14 protein-coding genes are annotated in these 15876 nt (G+C 68.2%); 8 read left to right on the top strand and 6 right to left on the bottom strand.

The window, feature by feature from the left end; genetic code table 11:
* Nucleotides 1-430 precede the first annotated feature (430 nt).
* Nucleotides 431-2629: a protein kinase domain-containing protein gene (locus ACEN98_RS30215; RefSeq protein ID WP_413380423.1), complete on the top strand. Its 2199-nt coding sequence runs from the start codon at nt 431-433 to the stop codon at nt 2627-2629.
* A 30-nt stretch (nt 2630-2659) separates the two neighbouring features.
* On the top strand, nt 2660-3052 hold the full coding sequence (locus ACEN98_RS30210; protein WP_413380425.1) for a hypothetical protein: 393 nt from the start codon (nt 2660-2662) through the stop codon (nt 3050-3052).
* Between the two features lie 9 nt (nt 3053-3061).
* On the opposite strand, the gene ACEN98_RS30205 is transcribed toward ACEN98_RS30210, so the two are convergent.
* Nucleotides 3062-4591, bottom strand: coding sequence for a sigma 54-interacting transcriptional regulator (locus tag ACEN98_RS30205; protein ID WP_413388511.1), 1530 nt, complete (start codon nt 4589-4591; stop codon nt 3062-3064).
* A 168-nt stretch (nt 4592-4759) separates the two neighbouring features.
* On the opposite strand from ACEN98_RS30205, the gene ACEN98_RS30200 reads away from it, so the two are divergent.
* Complete coding sequence (locus ACEN98_RS30200) at nt 4760-5770, top strand: hypothetical protein (RefSeq protein ID WP_413380429.1); 1011 nt, start codon at nt 4760-4762, stop codon at nt 5768-5770.
* Here ACEN98_RS30200 and ACEN98_RS30195 read toward each other — a convergent pair.
* From ACEN98_RS30195 to ACEN98_RS30185, 3 genes are all read right to left on the bottom strand, one after another.
* Entirely contained in the window at nt 5767-6327 is a 561-nt protein-coding gene (locus ACEN98_RS30195) for a M15 family metallopeptidase (protein ID WP_413388510.1), read from the bottom strand. The two genes, ACEN98_RS30200 and ACEN98_RS30195, sit on opposite strands and share 4 nt — an antisense overlap.
* Nucleotides 6328-6504: 177 nt before the next feature.
* Entirely contained in the window at nt 6505-6675 is a 171-nt protein-coding gene (locus tag ACEN98_RS30190) for a hypothetical protein (RefSeq protein ID WP_413345987.1), read from the bottom strand.
* Nucleotides 6676-6760: 85 nt separating this feature from the next.
* Nucleotides 6761-7132, bottom strand: coding sequence for a DUF2784 domain-containing protein (locus tag ACEN98_RS30185; RefSeq protein ID WP_413380432.1), 372 nt, complete (start codon nt 7130-7132; stop codon nt 6761-6763).
* Between the two features lie 110 nt (nt 7133-7242).
* On the opposite strand from ACEN98_RS30185, the gene ACEN98_RS30180 reads away from it, so the two are divergent.
* Entirely contained in the window at nt 7243-8079 is an 837-nt protein-coding gene (locus ACEN98_RS30180) for a lipid-binding SYLF domain-containing protein (RefSeq protein ID WP_413380434.1), read from the top strand.
* Nucleotides 8080-8154: 75 nt separating this feature from the next.
* On the opposite strand, the gene ACEN98_RS30175 is transcribed toward ACEN98_RS30180, so the two are convergent.
* Together ACEN98_RS30175 and ACEN98_RS30170 are read right to left on the bottom strand one after the other, a co-directional pair.
* Nucleotides 8155-8745, bottom strand: a complete 591-nt coding sequence (locus tag ACEN98_RS30175) for an NF038129 family PEP-CTERM protein (protein WP_413388509.1) — start codon at nt 8743-8745, stop codon at nt 8155-8157.
* Nucleotides 8746-8755: 10 nt separating this feature from the next.
* On the bottom strand, nt 8756-11770 hold the full coding sequence (locus ACEN98_RS30170) for a putative Ig domain-containing protein (RefSeq protein ID WP_413388508.1): 3015 nt from the start codon (nt 11768-11770) through the stop codon (nt 8756-8758).
* Nucleotides 11771-12273: 503 nt separating this feature from the next.
* Between ACEN98_RS30170 and kduI the strand changes: the two genes are divergently transcribed.
* Genes kduI through ACEN98_RS30150 form a run of 4 tightly spaced genes read left to right on the top strand, consistent with a single transcriptional unit; the run spans nt 12274 to nt 15867 of the window.
* A complete protein-coding gene (kduI, locus tag ACEN98_RS30165; protein ID WP_413388507.1) occupies nt 12274-13122 on the top strand; it encodes a 5-dehydro-4-deoxy-D-glucuronate isomerase in 849 nt (282 codons plus the stop codon).
* 14 nt (nt 13123-13136) lie between these two features.
* On the top strand, nt 13137-13892 hold the full coding sequence (gene kduD / locus ACEN98_RS30160; RefSeq protein ID WP_413388506.1) for a 2-dehydro-3-deoxy-D-gluconate 5-dehydrogenase KduD: 756 nt from the start codon (nt 13137-13139) through the stop codon (nt 13890-13892).
* A complete protein-coding gene (locus ACEN98_RS30155) occupies nt 13889-14845 on the top strand; it encodes a sugar kinase (protein ID WP_413388505.1) in 957 nt (318 codons plus the stop codon). The genes kduD and ACEN98_RS30155 overlap by 4 nt, the downstream gene beginning before the upstream one ends.
* Nucleotides 14842-15867: a hypothetical protein gene (locus ACEN98_RS30150; RefSeq protein WP_413388504.1), complete on the top strand. Its 1026-nt coding sequence runs from the start codon at nt 14842-14844 to the stop codon at nt 15865-15867. The genes ACEN98_RS30155 and ACEN98_RS30150 overlap by 4 nt, the downstream gene beginning before the upstream one ends.
* Nucleotides 15868-15876 lie beyond the last annotated feature (9 nt).

Genomic DNA, 15876 nt, shown 5'->3' with positions numbered 1-15876 from the left:
ATATTTCTATATGGCAACTTGATGTATAGACGCCATGACGACATGTTCAACCTGAACAAGGCAATCGATAAATAGACGATTCGCTATGCCCGCAACGATGCCCATCGTTCCCGGCTCGGCATTTCTCGCTGCTCACTCCGCCTCATTGAGCTGGTGGAACGGCAACCGGACAAATTTCCTTCCCAATCGGATCTCATCTGGTACAGAATCGGCTGCTAGCACAAGCGCGGTCGGCCGATTCCGCCCGACACGATCGGCGCTGCCAAACATGGCGTTTTCCGGTGCCGAGGCGTAACGCCCACTTGCAATCCCTCTACTTCAACACCGGGTGGACGGGCACTCTTCTACGTGGTTATCGGACGAATCGCGAAACTGCTTTCAAAGAGTTGCCTTGTCGCTATAATGTTTCCAAACATCACTTTTGCGGGTCATGGCAGCGTCTACTCATCCTGATACGACTGGCACATCGAACGTCGTTCCCGGCTCCGGTCGTCCCGAACACTACGAACTGCGCGCCCGACTCGGCGAGGGCGGATTCGGCGTAGTCTACGAAGCATGGGACACTCGCCTGCACCGCAGCGTCGCGATCAAGACCATACGGCACGGCTCGATGGCAAGCGCGGACCTCGTGCGTGAAGCGCGCCTGGCCGCGTCGCTGCATCATCCCGCCTTCGTGAAGGTGCACGCCATTGAGGATGACGGCATTAGTCAATTCATCGTCATGGAACTGGTGCATGGCCGCACGCTGACACAGATTCTGCGGGGAGGCCCAGTCAATCTCGCGACTGCTCTCGATTGGGTAGGCCAGGTGGCGGAGGCGCTGCGCGACGCGCATGCATCCGGTCTCGTGCATGGCGATATCAAGCCGTCGAACCTGATGATCGAAGACGGTGGACGCGTGCGCATCCTCGACTTCGGTCTCGCGCTACGCCAGGACGCGCTGGCCACCGAGACCGTGTCGCTGGGCGAGGTCGCAGCTACCGGCCAGACCGATCCCCAGGGCACGATCGCCTACATGGCGCCCGAACGGCTGCAGGGCGCGACGCCCGATCCGCGCGCGGACGTATATGCGCTCGGCGTCATCCTGTACGAACTCGTCTGCGGCAAGCGGCCGTTCGCGGCCCTGCATGGGCTGGCACTTGCCGCTGTTCTCATCCAGACGTCGTCGGATGGGTGGGATTATCCGGACAGCCTCGATACGAGATTGATCGCATTGATACGGGCGATGACGGCGCGACAGCCCGAGCAGCGGGTAACAACCATGGATGAAGCACTGCGGCGCCTAAGAGAAAAGAGGGGCAAGCCCGGCTCGGCCAGCCCACAAGAAGAGCACACTCTTCAGCTCAAGAACCGCCTTTCCCGCCGTGCCGTGCACATTGGTATCGCCACAACGATCGGGTTCGCGATTGCAGGCGGGCTGTGGTGGCAGGTTGCACCCAGGCTCGGGATGCTCAGCGAAGCGCTGGCCCCCTATTCTGAAGCGGTGGAGATGGAACAGGGCCTGGCCGCACTCAAATTGCTGGATCTTCCCGGGAGCCTCGAGAACGCAGAAACGCATTTCAACCGGATCTTGAAACAGAGCCCTGATAGTGCTGCGGCAGTTGCCGGCTTATCGCTCGTCAGTATTATCCGCTATGGCGGTGATCGCCAGGATGAAACATGGTTGCGCAAGGCTGATGCCGGTGCGCAGCAGGCGTTGAAACTGAACGATCAGTTAGCGCTCGGGTACATCGCCCAAGGCTGGGTGCGCGACTTCCAGGGCCGTCGGGATGACGCTGTCGCAAGCTACGATCGAGCACTTCGCCTCGATCCCTCCAACTTTTTCGCGTGGTGGGGTAAGATCGAAACGTTGCGCCACGCCCGGCGCTATGCAACTGCGGAATCCGCGATCACGGAAGCGATCCGCCAGTTTCCACGCGAACGTGTCTTCCTCGACGCGCTGGGCTCTGTGTACTACGAACAATCTAATCTTCCCGCCGCCGAAGAGGCATTTCGTCGCAGCATTGCGCTGCAGCCGGATGCGGTGAGATCCTATTCCAATCTGGCCGCCGTTTTGATGCGCCAGAATCGCTCTGACGAGACGTTGCGCGTACTTCAACAAGGTCTGCAAGTACGTCCGTGCGCCGATCTCTATGCAACCCTTGGCAACATCCTGTTTAAACGCGGCGACTACGTCGGTGCTGCCGGCGCGTTCGAAAATGCCGTCTCGCCGACCCGCGGCGCGCCGGGATCCTACCTGAACTGGGCCAACCTGGCTGACACTCTGCTGTGGATCCCTGGACGAGGCGACGAGGCACGTCAGGCATACGACAAGGCACGACGCCTGCTGGCCGAACGGCTCGAGCACTCCCCGAACGATGTGCTGCTCGTATCCCGCATGGGACTGTATGCGGCCCGCTCTGGCCACCAGGAAGAGGCGCGGACATTGATAACACGGGCGTTGTCACTGGCTCCCGCGAACGCCGACGCTCATTTCCGCGCCGGCCTCGCCTATGAACTGCTTGGTGACCGTAAGCAGGCGCTCGCGGCAATCACAGAAGCACTCCGCCTCGGCTATCCGGCAAAGTACGTCGAAGCGGAACCAGATCTACTGGCGCTACGCCGCGATCCCAATTACCACCCAGACTGATCGCCTCACAGTTCAAACGAAAGGAACACCATGCCCCAAAAAACCCATCAACTTGTGGTCACCTACGTCAAAGGCCAGACCACGGCCACCTGGAGCCTGGACGGCGTCCCGCATCACGATGGCGACGCGCTCAAGGTTCAGTCGGGCGACAAAATCACATTCCAGTTCGATGGACCTGATGACATCGCTGAATGTGTGCTGATCAGCGGGAAGATGGAGACAAAATGCCATGGCGGGTCGCCGTTTACCGAAGGCAACCGCATCAACCTTAAGGCGAACTCGACTGTCGTTGTCGGTCAGCAACATGGTCTTTGGGGATTCACGGTATCGTTCTCGACTAGCAACAGTGACGGGACCAGTTCGTTCTATTTCCTTCCGGACCCGGAAGTGGACGTCGGCACGATGCCGCCGATGTGCGACTAATCGCGTCGTCTACGTTGGCGTCAGGCGATCCAGCGTCAGGCGCCGCACTTCCCGCCGCAACGACTCCGTCGGCGTCCTGAGCACTTCCGCGCAGCGCCCGACGTCGCCCGCGCACGCGGCCAATGCGCGTTCGATCTCATCGGCGGGAATCCGCTCCGCCCAGCGGATCTCGCGGTGGGCATCGAGCAGCTTGTACATCGTCGGCCGCGAGATGCCCAGGTCGCGCGCCGCGGCCTGGATGTTCCACTCGTTCGCCGCCATCGCCCGCAATACTTCGGCCTCCGTGATGTCCGACGGCTTGCGGCGCGGCGTCCCGGGCGCGGCGGCGGGCGCCGGTGGGGCTTCCGGCGCGGGCGCCAGGCGCGCCGCGCTGCCGGCCGGGGCCGGCGTCAGGCGCACCAGTTGTTCGAGCTGCGGCGTGCCGCCGTGCTGGACCAGCAGCGCGGCGCGGCGCAACGTGTGGCCCAGCTGGCGGATGTTGCCGGGCCAGTCGTGGCACGCGATCTCCACCACCAGTTCCAGCGGCAGCACCGGCTGCGCGCCATGCGCCTGCAGCAGGTGCACGATCAGCACGCCGATGTCCTCGCGCCGCGCGCGCAGCGGCGGCAGTTGCAGCGCGAATCCCTCCAGCCGGCGCAACAGGGCCTGGTTGAATACGGCCGTGTCGAGGTCCTGGTCCGTCGCCGCGATCAGGCGCGCCGTCGTCTTGCGGTCCTGGCTCGCGCCCAGCGGGCGGAAATCGCCCCCTTCCAGCACGCGCAGCAGCATCGGCTGGACGCTGGCCGGCGCATTGCCGATCTCGTCGAGGAACAGGGTGCCGCCGTCCGCTTCCGCGAACAGGCCACGGCGCTCCTGCGCGCCCGTGTACGCGCCGCGCGCCGCGCCGAACAGCTCGGCCGCCGCCAACGATTCGTTCAGCGCCGCCATGTTGACGGCGACGAGCCGCGCCTGCGCGCGCTGGCCCAGCGCGTGGATCGCGCGCGCCGCGATTTCCTTACCGGTGCCCGTCTCGCCCAGCAGCAGCACGGGGATGTCGGTCGGCGCCACCATGCGGATCTGGTCGCGCAGCGCGATCGCCGCGGCGCCCACGCCCACGAGCCCCGGCACCGGGTTGTGCTTGGGCAGGCAGTCCATCCAGTGCAGGCACAGGACGACGGCGCGGCCGAGCGTCAGGACCTGGCCGCGCGCGACGTCGGCCGCGTCGAACCGGACCGGCCCCGTCGCGGCCCGCCCGTTCAGCTCGACCGGCATGCGGGTCGCCGGGAAATACACCACGACGCCCTCGCCATCGCCGCCGCGCACGATCCGCACGGGGTCGCGCGAGATCGTGCCGTGGCCCAGCGGCAGGCCGGCCTGGCCCGGACGATAGAACAGCGGCGCGTAGCGGTTCACTTCCAGCGTGCCGGGATCGCCGACGAACTGTTCGCCGATGCGCGCCGGGTCGGGATGCCAGAGGATCGTCAGCGCCAGCAGCGGCCGTCCGGGCATCCCCTGCGCGGACAGCTGCAACGTCTGGGTATATTCGGTGGAGTCAAGCATGCGCGGAACGTCGACGTTATCGCTTTACATGTAAAAAACATGGCAATTTTACACGCAGAAACATCCGATGGGCCGAAATCGGGCCCGTCTCCCCGGATTTCGCCATGGCACGGCGTTTGCAATATGAGTAGCGCCGCCATCGGGGCGGTGCCTTTTCCCGGACGTGCAATGACATTCAACCTCGCTTCCTCGCCCATCCAGCCCTTTGACGCCCGCGTCATGCTCGACGTGCACAGCCTGAAAGCCCTGCGCCAGCGCCGCAGCGGACGCGAGGCGTTGTCCGAACAGTTCCAGGAACGCAGACTCTGCCTCACCCGCGCCGCCATCAAGCGCGCCGAATCCGGCAGGCCCGTACCCTACCGCACCGTGCGCCACCTGGCCGCGTTCTACGGCATCGGCGTCGAGACCCTGATCGACCCGGAGCCGACCCGCCAGGCGCCGCGCGCGCGTCCCGTGCCGGACGCGGCGGACATCTCGGACGTCGAGCGCCTGCAATGCCGTGCAGTCATCGACGCGGTCCATGCCGGCGGCCGCGGGCGGATCATCGACGTGCAGGGTGTCGCCGGCGCCGGCAAATCGCCGCTGCTGTCCTTCGGCGTCCGCGACGCCCGGACGCGCGGCTACACCTGCGTCGTACTCGACGGCGGTCGCGCCCGCATCCCCGCCGTCCACACGGCCGCCGACCTGATGCTCGGCCTGCTCGGCCTTCAGGCCGGCGCCGGCACGGACGCCGTCCCGCTGGCCGACCTCGTGCGTAGCCGTTGCGCCGCGCTGGGTGTGGCGCCGGTCCACGTCGACGCGTGCGTCGGCCTGATCGACGCCCCGCCCGAGTGGCCCCTGCCGGCCACCCAGCTGCTGCAGACGGCCGCCCTGTGCGCGCTGGTCCAGCATCGCGCGGCGAACCAGCCGTTGCTTATCTCTATCGACGACCTCCAGTGCGCCGACTGGCAACTCGCGATGATCCTGAACGTGGTCGTGCCGACGACCCTCGATTACCCCGTCCTGTGGATGTTCGCTACCCGCCTGGAACCCGGTCCGATGCGGCGTCCGCTCGGCGTGCGCATGGACGCGCTCGCCCGCACCACCCTGCACCTGGCGCCGCCCGCCGTGCGCGCGGACCGCGCCGATGCGGGCGGCGTGCACCGCCTTGCCCGCACGGCCGGCCAGGACGCCGGCTAACCGCCGCCGATCCCCGCGTCCGGGCGGTCCACGTCCAGCACGTGGTCGCGGAAAATGTCCGGCAACATCTCCAGCACGAGCTCGCGGCCCAGCAGATCCGCACCGCGGACCGCGCGCGCGACCATGTCGATATCGATGGCCGCCAGCGCCGCCCGTGCCGACGGCGCATGGCTCAGGTGCCATGGTTCCGGGCACATCCCGCGGCGGCGGGTGCGGTACGGACGAAAGAAACCGAAGCGCGCCGCGTGCATGTCGAGCCAGGCATGCAGGCGTGCGTACACGCCGTCCGGTCCGGCCTCGTGCGGCAGCAGCTTCGTCCGGTAGCCGGGCGGGTGCGCGGCGCGGTCGAACACGTCGATGTCCGTGCCCCAGTGGCGCCGCGTCGCGCCCGGCAACCCGGTCCAGTCGAGGATCGCACGGACGATGTCCGGCGGCGCCAGCGCCCCGTGGTCGCGCGCACCGCCCGCGCAATCGTACAATGTCGCCTGCCCGGAAAATTTGCGGTTCCAGTTGCGGGCCTGGGCCTCGAACGGCCGCCACGACGCGATCGGCAGCATGTCGATACCGTCCTCCCGGCCGCCGCGCGCATCGCGAGAAACGCCGCCGCGACCTCGGGCCGCGCCGCAAAACGGGGCTGTCCCGGCATCTGCCCGTAATGCTGGACATGCGTGCGTGCGCGTCCCGTCAGCGTGAACTCGTCGAACGGCACGCCGCCGGGCCCCTCACCGCCGGGCTCAACGGGTCTCGATCGCATCGACGCGGTCCGGATAATCCGCTTCGCGCAGCGCGAGCGCGCGGTCGCTGCTGGCGAGCACGGTACCGCCGGCGCGCACCGTCACGCGGCCCGGCGCCGGCGTGATCGTGATCGGATGGTCGGGACCGGGTGTCTTCATGGCTGTCGGCATGTTTTCTCCTGTCGTGGCCCCCTACGATCTCATGCCGCCCGGTCCCGTGCAAGTGCGTCCCGTCCGCTCCAGCCGCGGATCCGGATCAATCGCGGTCGTCCCGGCCCCCGCGCACGATGCGGATGTACAGCACGGCGTTCAGCGCCAGCACGGCCGCGGCCAGTCCCCATTGCATGCCGCTCGTGAGACCGGACGGATAGATGAGTCCGACAAGATAATGGTCGACGAAACCGCCCGCATAGCCCGCCGTCCCGGCCAGCATGCGCAGGTGATTCTCCAGCCCGGTCAGGGGGCACGCCGCGCCGGTGGCCTCGATCAGGATGCCCCAGGCGACGGCGCCCAGGTGCAGCGGCAGCAGCCGGCGCCGGCGCGCGACGAGTACGGCACCCGCGACGACGAACAGGATGAAGCCCAGGTGCAATAACAGCACCATGGCGGCGAAAAATTGATAGACCATGGCCCATGATACCGACCGGCGCACGACTGATACATGTCAAGCCCGCCCCCGGGGTGCTCCTATTCTCCACCTTCATCGCCGATCCGTTCGGCCGAACCGAGGAGAACAACATGATGCACGCGATGCCACGCACGACGCCGCCGCCTCGTGCGGGCCGGCGCCGGTCCGCCCTGCGGCATGCCCTGCTGGGCGCCGCCGCCCTGCTCATGCTCGCCTTCGCATTGCCGGCCGCCACCGCACAGGATGCCCAGCCGTCCCGGTCCGCGACGGCGGCGGCGGGCCAGGCGGCGCACGGCACCGACAACGACTCCGCCACGCGGCGCCAGCAGGCCGCCGTCAAGCACGTCAGCGACGCCGTGGGCGTCGTCCATACGATGAGCAACGAGACCGGCATGGCGGCCCTGCTGGGCCGCGCGCGCGGCGTCTTCATCGTGCCCACCTATGGCCGCGCCGCGCTCGGCGTCGGGGGTGCCGGCGGCGCGGGCGTGCTGATGGCCCGGCGCGCGGATGGCGCCTGGGGCAACCCGGTGTTCTTCGACACCGGCGGCCTCAGCATCGGACTCCAGGCCGGCGTGGAAGGCGGGCCGATCGCCCTGGTGCTGCTGAACCAGAAAGCCGTCGACAGTTTCCGCAACCGTAACAACTTCTCGCTCAGCGCCGACGCCGGGCTCACGGTCGTCAACTTCGCGCGCATGGCCCAGGGCTCCACGGCGGGCGACGTCGTCGCGTGGTCGGGCAGCAAGGGCCTGTTCGGCAACGCGGCCACGGTGGGCATCAACGACGTCCGCTACAACCAGCGCCTGACCGAGGCCTACTACGGCAAGCCGATGACCGCGCTGCAGGCGATCGACAGCAAGGAGACCAACGCCCAGGCCGACGCCTTGCGCAAGGTACTCGGCAGTCCGCCGACGCCGGCCGGAAGCAGCGGCAAGGCGGGCGGACGGTAGCGGCGCGTTCGGGCCCGCGCGGGTTCCCAGGCCCGAACGCGGTGGCTGCGCCCAACGGCGCGCCACCGCACACGGTCAGGCCGGCCGGCGCCGCACTGCCGCCAGCATGCAGCCGGTCAGCGCCACCAGCAGCAGCGTGGATGGCTCCGGAACGGCGCGCACGGCTGTGAACGCATTGTCCGGCGTGATGGTCAGGCGCCCGTCCGGCGCCGCGTCCGGATGGAGGGCGATGCTGCCCAGGTCGCCGTCGACCCCGAGGTAGTGCGTGTCGTCGAACAGCGACCAGCTGAACGTGCTGCCGTCGGTGCCGTCGCCGAACAGGAAGCTGACGTCGAAGCCGACGTGGCCGCCGAGCTGGATCGCCTGGAACCAGTCACCGCCGCCCGCCTCGCTCGTGAACGTCAGCGCGCCCGGCGGTCCGCCTGCCACGGAACCGGTGCCGACGGGCATGCCCAGCAGGTCGGCCGCGAGATTGGTGACCGACGCGCTGGCCGGCGTCGCGCCGCCCACGCTGAGAAACGACATGCCCAGGTAGGCGGTCCCCGTGCCCAGCGCCGACGTATCGATGTCGACGTGGTGGACCGGCACCGCCAGCGCCACGCCGGCGCACAGGTACATCCAGGTTGCGGCCAGCATCCGGGCCGCGCGGTGAGTGATGGACTGCATGGTGTGTCTCCTAGTATTGTGCCTTGAACAGTTGTGGGGTATAGGCGATGGTGGCCTTCGCCGGGTTCGAGAACGTCGTGGTCACGGTCGCCGTCTGGCCCGGCGCAAGTTCCGCTTCGTTCAGGGTGACGTAGGGCACGCCGTCCTTCACGCCAGTCGCGTTGTCGAGCGTGACGCCGCTCGTCAGGCCGGCGAGGCGGAACTGCAGCGGTCCCTTGAGCGCCGTACCGCCCGTGTTCGTGAACGTCACCGTGCCGGCGTACTTCTGCGTGAAGCGGTTCATCGTCAGGCCGGACCGCGCGATCCGGACGTTGCCCGTCAGGTCCACGGGCGCCAGCAGGTCATAGCGGGTGCCGTAGAAGTGGAACTCGCCATACGATGAAATGCCGGGATACGCCGGATCCGTCGGCGGGCCCGGGTGGTCGACGCGTGCCATGAAGTAACGGTACTGTTGCGTCTCCAGGCCGGGCAGCACGGGGATGACTTCCATCTCGAAGTTGCGGCCGCTCGTGTCCGTCGTCTCGCGGCTCGTGAGCAAGGTCCAGTTCACGTTGTCGTTCGACCCGTACACGTTGGCGCCCTGCGAACGGTTGCCGAACATGTAGCGGGCCTGGATGCCGAAGGCACCGACCGCCACGCGGTAGTTCTCGCCGAAGTCGATGGTGATCGGCGCGCGCAGGTCGCCGGAATAACTGTTGTAGTTATTGTCGACGAGCAGCGCCGGACGGTCCGCGCCGAAGCCGATCGTCGTCACCATGTTCTTGCTCCAGTCGAGGCTGCCGTCGGAGGCGACCTTCGGATTGACCAGCTCCAGCTTGCGCACGGCCGCCTGCACGGCCTTCAGCAGGGCCGGGAAATCGGCATCGGATACGGTCGCCATCTGCTGCTGCAGCGGCGCCAGCTCCGTCTTGAACGTGGCCAGCGACGGCGTCGTGTAGGCGGCAGCGGGATCGTAGCCGTCGAGCGCGGCCTGGAATGCGGACGCGCGGTCCGGCTGCACGTCCATGCGCGCCGTCATCGTGCTGACGGCGACGCCGTCAGTCGCGGCGACGACGATGTCGTGCACGCCCACCTGGTCCGGCGCCGGCGTCCAGTCGAACGCGCCGCTGGACGTGTTCACCGTCGCCCCGGCCGGCAGCCGGACGGCCTCGTACGCAACGCTGTCCGCCGTGTTGGCGTCCGCCGCGGCATAGGTCGCGCGGTACGGCATGCCCTGCACGACGATTTCCGTGACGGGGAACACGGGCATGGCAAAGCGCGGCGGCGTCAGTTGCGTGGGCGCGGCCATGTTCACATAGTCGATGTCCACCGTCGCGCCCTCGGGGCCGGAGAACTTGAAGAACATGATGTTGTCGCCGAGCGCGCGGCTGCCGATGGCGGCGGCCGACGTGTCCGGCACGATGTAGCGCCATGCGCCGTGCGTGTCGGGGACCGTCATGACGGACCACGGACTGGCGTCGCGGCTGGCGCTCGCGGACAGCGTGACCGGTGCGCTGGTGCGCACCATGATGCCGACCGGCGCGTACTTCGAGCGGTCCGCGTATTGCACGTCGTGGAACACGATGGTGGCGCCGGCCGGCGTCACGCCCGCATGGCCGAAGGTGCGGTCGCCCTCGGTCTGCATCGCCCAGCCGCCGTCGAGGAAGATGGATTTGCGCTCCGTCTCCAGGATGCCCGCCGTACTGGCCGGCAGCTGCACGCCGGTGAGCGCCTGCGGCAAGGTGAAGATGGCGGTCGGGCCCATGTCCTTGTTGTTGGGCGTCGCCGGTCCCCACGGGATGGCCGGGCCGTTCGCATGCGCCGCCGCCGTCGCCAGGTAAGGCGCTTCGGCGTCGACGTCCACCCCTTCCACGTATTTGTACGTGTTGTAGATCTCCGCGATCGCGTCGACCTCGTACAGGCGGCCGCGATAGGCGGGCGAGATGCCGGACGTGCCGCCCGTCGTGTCGGCCCACGGCGTGTCGTAGCCGAGCATGTATTCGGCGTAGGCGTTCGCGCCACGCAGCAGGCGGTCGTCGCCGAACCGGTAGACGCTCACGGCGTCGCCGCCGGACGACGGTTTGCCGGTGAACGGATCGACCTTCGTGCCCTGCGCGGTCACGAGGCGCAGCAGGCCGCCGAGGATGTCGACGTTGTCGCCCGCGTGCGCGCCGTCGCGCGACATCTCCTGCACTTCGTAGAACGTCTTGCCCGTCTTGTTGAGCGGGTCGTCCGCGTCGATGCGCGCGATCGCCGACATGATCGCGCCGTTGATGTCCTGGCGCGTCGAGGTGGCGTTCACGGTGAGCCATTCGACCGACTCGTCGTAGCGCGCACGGTTGTCGGTGAAGATCGCGCCGGCGATCCGGCCGACGAGCGAATACTGTTGCTGGTTCCTGAACCGCTCGTTACTGGAGAAGAAGGTACGCTCCATCGGATCGACCAGGTTGTCCTTGAGCTTCTGCGTGTCGGTGTCGGTCCACGCGAGCGGGTAATCCGTATAGGTCGGATCGGCCGGCGTATAACGCATGATCTCCGCAGCCATCAGCATGCGCGACAGCGGCACCCCGTTGTGGATGTGCGCGTCCGGGAAATAGGCGTACCCGTTCGGGTTCATGTTGCTCCACGTGCGCAGGATGCGCATCGCGTTGCGCCGGTATTCGTTGCGGCCCGTGACGTAGTACAGGATCGCCTGCGTCAACGCGCCCTGCGAATCGTTGATCATGCGCGTTTGTGCCGTCGTACTGTTGTAGTTCGGCGTGTTCGGCGTATCGACCTTCGTGGCGTCGCGGTTCGTGGGCTGCAAGTTGATGTTCGCATAGTTGCAGCACACGGTCGCGAGGGTGTTGTAATACGATTTATAGGGCTCGACGTCGGCGCGGATCTGCTGGCGTACGTACTCCAGCTGCTCCGGCGTGAAGCCGAGTCCCGGATGGCGGAAGCCGGTACCGCTTACGACCGGCTGGACCATCGGCGTGGCGACGAAGGTCACGGCCCTGGCGCCGCTCCCCACGAGCACCAGCGCGGACGCCAGTGCCAATGCCACCATCTTTCCTTTTGCGTTGCCGCGCAACGCATTCCACCTCTGACGCGAATGGTTATACATGATTGTCCTTATATGTTTGCTAACCAGTTCAATGGATGCCACCGACGACGCTGCCTCCTCCTTCGACTGTTGTGTTATCGATAGCGCTGGCGATCGTAACACGAGCACAACGAAATGGATGAAGATTTGTTATCGTTACCTCCACGTGTTGCGTCCGCGACAAACCCCCCGCCGCCGGGAAGGAAATCGGGACGCAACAAAACCTGTTGATCTCGACGACAAGGTTTGTTATCGTTAACTTGCGCTGTACGCTCGGGCATAGCCGGTTCATGCCGGTATGGCGATCTCCTTGCGGGTACGTTCCAGTCCCGTATTCGGCCCGCCTCGACTTCGTCGGGCGGGTCATTTTTTTTGCGCCGGCGCGCCTCCCGCGGGGTTTTACTTTTCGAAATACCCTGATATGATTGTTATCGATAACCGATATTCATCGCGAGGAGACCTCCGTGTTCGACAAGACGTATTACGCCACCCACCCCGACATGATGGCGGGCGCCAGCAACGAGCAGCTGCGCCAGCGCTACCTCATCGACCGGATGTTCGCGCCGGACGCCGTCACGCTGAACTATTGCCACGACGAGCGCTTCGTCATCGGCGGCGCGGCGCCCGTCGCCGGCCCGCTGGCCCTGCCCACCCACACGGAGCCGCCTTCCGCGGCCGGCCAGCCCTTCCTGGCGCGGCGCGAACTGGGCATCATCAACGTGGCGGGCGGCGCGGGCCGTGTCACCGTCGACGGCCAGGCGTTCGAGCTGGCCCCGCGCGACGGCCTGTACGTCCCGATGGGCAGCGGTGAAGTCGTCTTCGAATCGCTGGACGCGGCCAACCCCGCCCGCTTCTACCTCGCGTCGACGCCCGCGCACGTCCGCTGCGAACTCGTCAAGATCACGCACGCCCAGGCGATCCCGCTGGAACGGGGCAGCGCCGCGACGTCGAACGAACGCACGATCTACCAGTACGTGATCCCGGGCGTCTGCAAGTCCGCCCAGCTGCTGCTGGGCCTCACGATCCTCAAGACGGGCAGCGTGTGGAACACCATGCCGCCGCACGTCCACGAGCGCCGGTCCGAGGTGTATTTCTATTTCGACCTGCACGACGACCAGCGCGTGTTCCACTTCATGGGCGAACCCGATTCGGCGCGCCACATCGTGGTGGCCAACGAGCAGGCCGTCGTGTCGCCGCCGTGGTCGATCCACATGGGCTCCGGCACGGCCAACTATGCGTTCATCTGGGCGATGGGCGGCGAGAACCTGGACTACACGGACATGCAGGTCCTCGACATCTGCCAGCTGAAATAAGGAAGGGGCCCCCCATGCTCGACCTGTTCAACCTCGCCGGCCGCACGGCGCTCGTCACGGGCGCCAACACGGGCCTCGGCCAGGGCATCGCCCTCGCGCTGGCCGCGGCCGGCGCCGACATCGTCGCGGCCGGTCGCACTCCCGCCGACGACACGGCCACGCAAGTCCGCGCGCTCGGCCGCCGCTTCCTCGACGTGCACGCCGACCTGTCGTCCACGGCGCCCGTGCGCGACGTCGTCGCCGCCGCCGTCGGCCTGAACGGCCGGCTCGACATCGTCGTCAACAATGCCGGCATCATCCGCCGCGCCGACAGCCTCGACGTCGAGGAGGCGGACTGGGACGCCGTCATCGACACCAACCTGAAATCCGTCTTCTTCGTGTCCCAGGTCGCGGCCCGCCACATGGCGAAAAACGGCGGCGGCAAGATCGTCAACATCGCCTCGCTGCTGTCGTTCCAGGGCGGCATCCGCGTGCCGGCCTACACGGCGAGCAAGAGCGCCGTCGCGGGCCTCACGCGCGCGCTGGCCAACGAATGGGCCGCGCAAGGCATCAACGTCAACGCCATCGCGCCCGGCTACTTCGACACGAACAACACGGCGGCCCTGCGCGCGGACCCGGTGCGCGAGCCGGCCATCCTCGCGCGCATCCCGGCCGGCCGCTGGGGCCAGCCGGGCGACCTGGCCGGCGCCGCCGTGTTCCTGGCCAGCCGCGCCAGCGACTACGTCCACGGCATCGTCCTGCCGGTGGACGGCGGCTGGCTCGCCCGATGAGCGCCCGTCCCGACCTGGCGGGCCGCATCGTCTGCTTCGGCGAGATCCTGCTGCGCCTCGCCGCCCCGCCGGGCCGCATGCTGCTGCAGACGCCGGCGCTGGACGCGTGCGCGGGCGGCGCCGAGGCGAACGTCGCCGTCGCGCTCGCCCTGCTCGGCCACCGCACCGCGATGGTCAGCGTCCTGCCCGACAACTCCCTCGGCCGCGCCGCGCTCGACAGCCTGCGCGCGCACGGCGTGGACACGGCCGGCATCCGCCTGCGCCCCGGCCGCATGGGCCTGTACTTCATCACGCCGGATGCCGTCGCGCGTCCGTCCGAGATCATCTACGACCGCGCCGGCTCCGCATACGCGCTGGCCGATCCCGGCCTGTACGACTGGCCCGCGCTGCTGGACGGCGCGGGGTGGCTGCACGTGTCGGGCATCGCGCCGGCCGCCGGCGACGGCCCCGCCCAGGCCGTACTCGCGGCGATGCGGGCGGCGCGCGCCGCGGGCGTGCGCGTCGCGTTCGACGGCACGGCGCAGCCGCCGCTGCCGGAGGCGATGCGCATGGCCGACGTGCTGTTCGCCGCTCCGCGCGACATCGCCCTCGTGCTCGACCGCCCCGAACTGGCGGATCCCGCGCGCGAGCGGGATGCGGTGCAAAGCGCGTTCGCCGCATTTCCCGACCTGGCCATGCTGGCCTGGACCGGCCGCGTGGCGCACCGGACGGACGAGCACGAGCTGTCGGCCGTGCTGCACACGCGCACGAAGTCCGTGACCGGCGGCAGCTACCGGCTGTCCGGCACCGTCGACCATATCGGCACCGGCGACGCCTTCGCGGCCGGCGTCCTGCACGGACTCCAGTCCGGCATGGCGACGGCGGACGTGGCCGGGTTCGCGCTGGCCGCCGCTGCCATGAAACACGCGATCACAGGCGACTTCAACGCCGCACACACGGGAACGTCCGCATGACCGGCAGCTGGCGTCTTACCTGGGACCACGGCAGCGCGGACGTGCAGTCGCTGGGCGCGATGCTCGGCCCCCTGAGCCTGCGCATCGGCGACGAGCGGGAACTGGAGATCATGCACGTGGCCCCCTGGGCCGGCATGACGCGCGCCGGCACCCTGCCCGGCATCATGCGGCGCCTGCGCGGCGAGTGGCCCTGCCTGCCGTTCGGCTGCACGGAAGCGCCGCCGGGCCTGCGCGCCGGCTGGGGCCCGCGCGCGCCCGAGGATGCGTGGGACCACGGCTTTGCGGCCAACCACCATTGGCGCTGCGTGTCGGCGACCGACACCCGCATCCGCCTGGCCATCGACTATCCCGCCGGCTCGCCGATCGAACACATCGAACGCGAGATCGCGGCCGACCCGCACGCGCCGGCCGTCGACATCACGTTGCGCGTATGGGCCCGCCGCGCGGCGCGCGTGCCCGCCGGCCTGCATCCGACGTTCCGCCTGCCGCCGGCACCGGGGCGCGTGCGCATCGTGCTCGGGCCGCACGACGGCATCCACAGTTATCCCGCCCAGCCGGCGGGCGCGGTGTCGCGGCTGCTGACCGACACGCGCTCCGCATCGCTGGACAGCCTGGCCGGCGTCGACGGCCCCATCGACCTCGCGCACCTGCCGTTCGCCGGGCCGGCCGAGGAACTGCTGCAGGTGCGCGCGATCGGCGGCCAGGACGGCGCCGCGCCGATCGCGCTGCACTACCTCGATTACGACGCCTGCGTCGGCCTGTGGTGGGACACGGCGCAGCTGCCCGACCTGCTGCTCTGGGTGAGCAACGGCGGCCGCATCCACTTCCCCTGGATGAGCAGCCATCTGGCGCTGGGCGCCGAACCCGTGAACAGCCTGTTCGACCTGGGCCGCGTCGCGACGGCGCCCGCGAACCATCCGCTGGCGGACCGCCTCGGGATCGCCATCGGTCCCGACGCGCCGTGGGAAACCCGGTACCGCATCGCCGCCTGGCCCCAACCGTCCCTCCCAACCCAACGATAGAGAACCGCG

Source organism: Massilia sp. CT11-137, assembly GCF_047302885.1.
Classification (GTDB): Bacteria; Pseudomonadota; Gammaproteobacteria; order Burkholderiales; family Burkholderiaceae_D; genus Telluria; species Telluria orientalis.
Note: the sequence above shows the minus strand (reverse complement) of the source record. Positions and strands in the feature narration are given on the sequence as shown.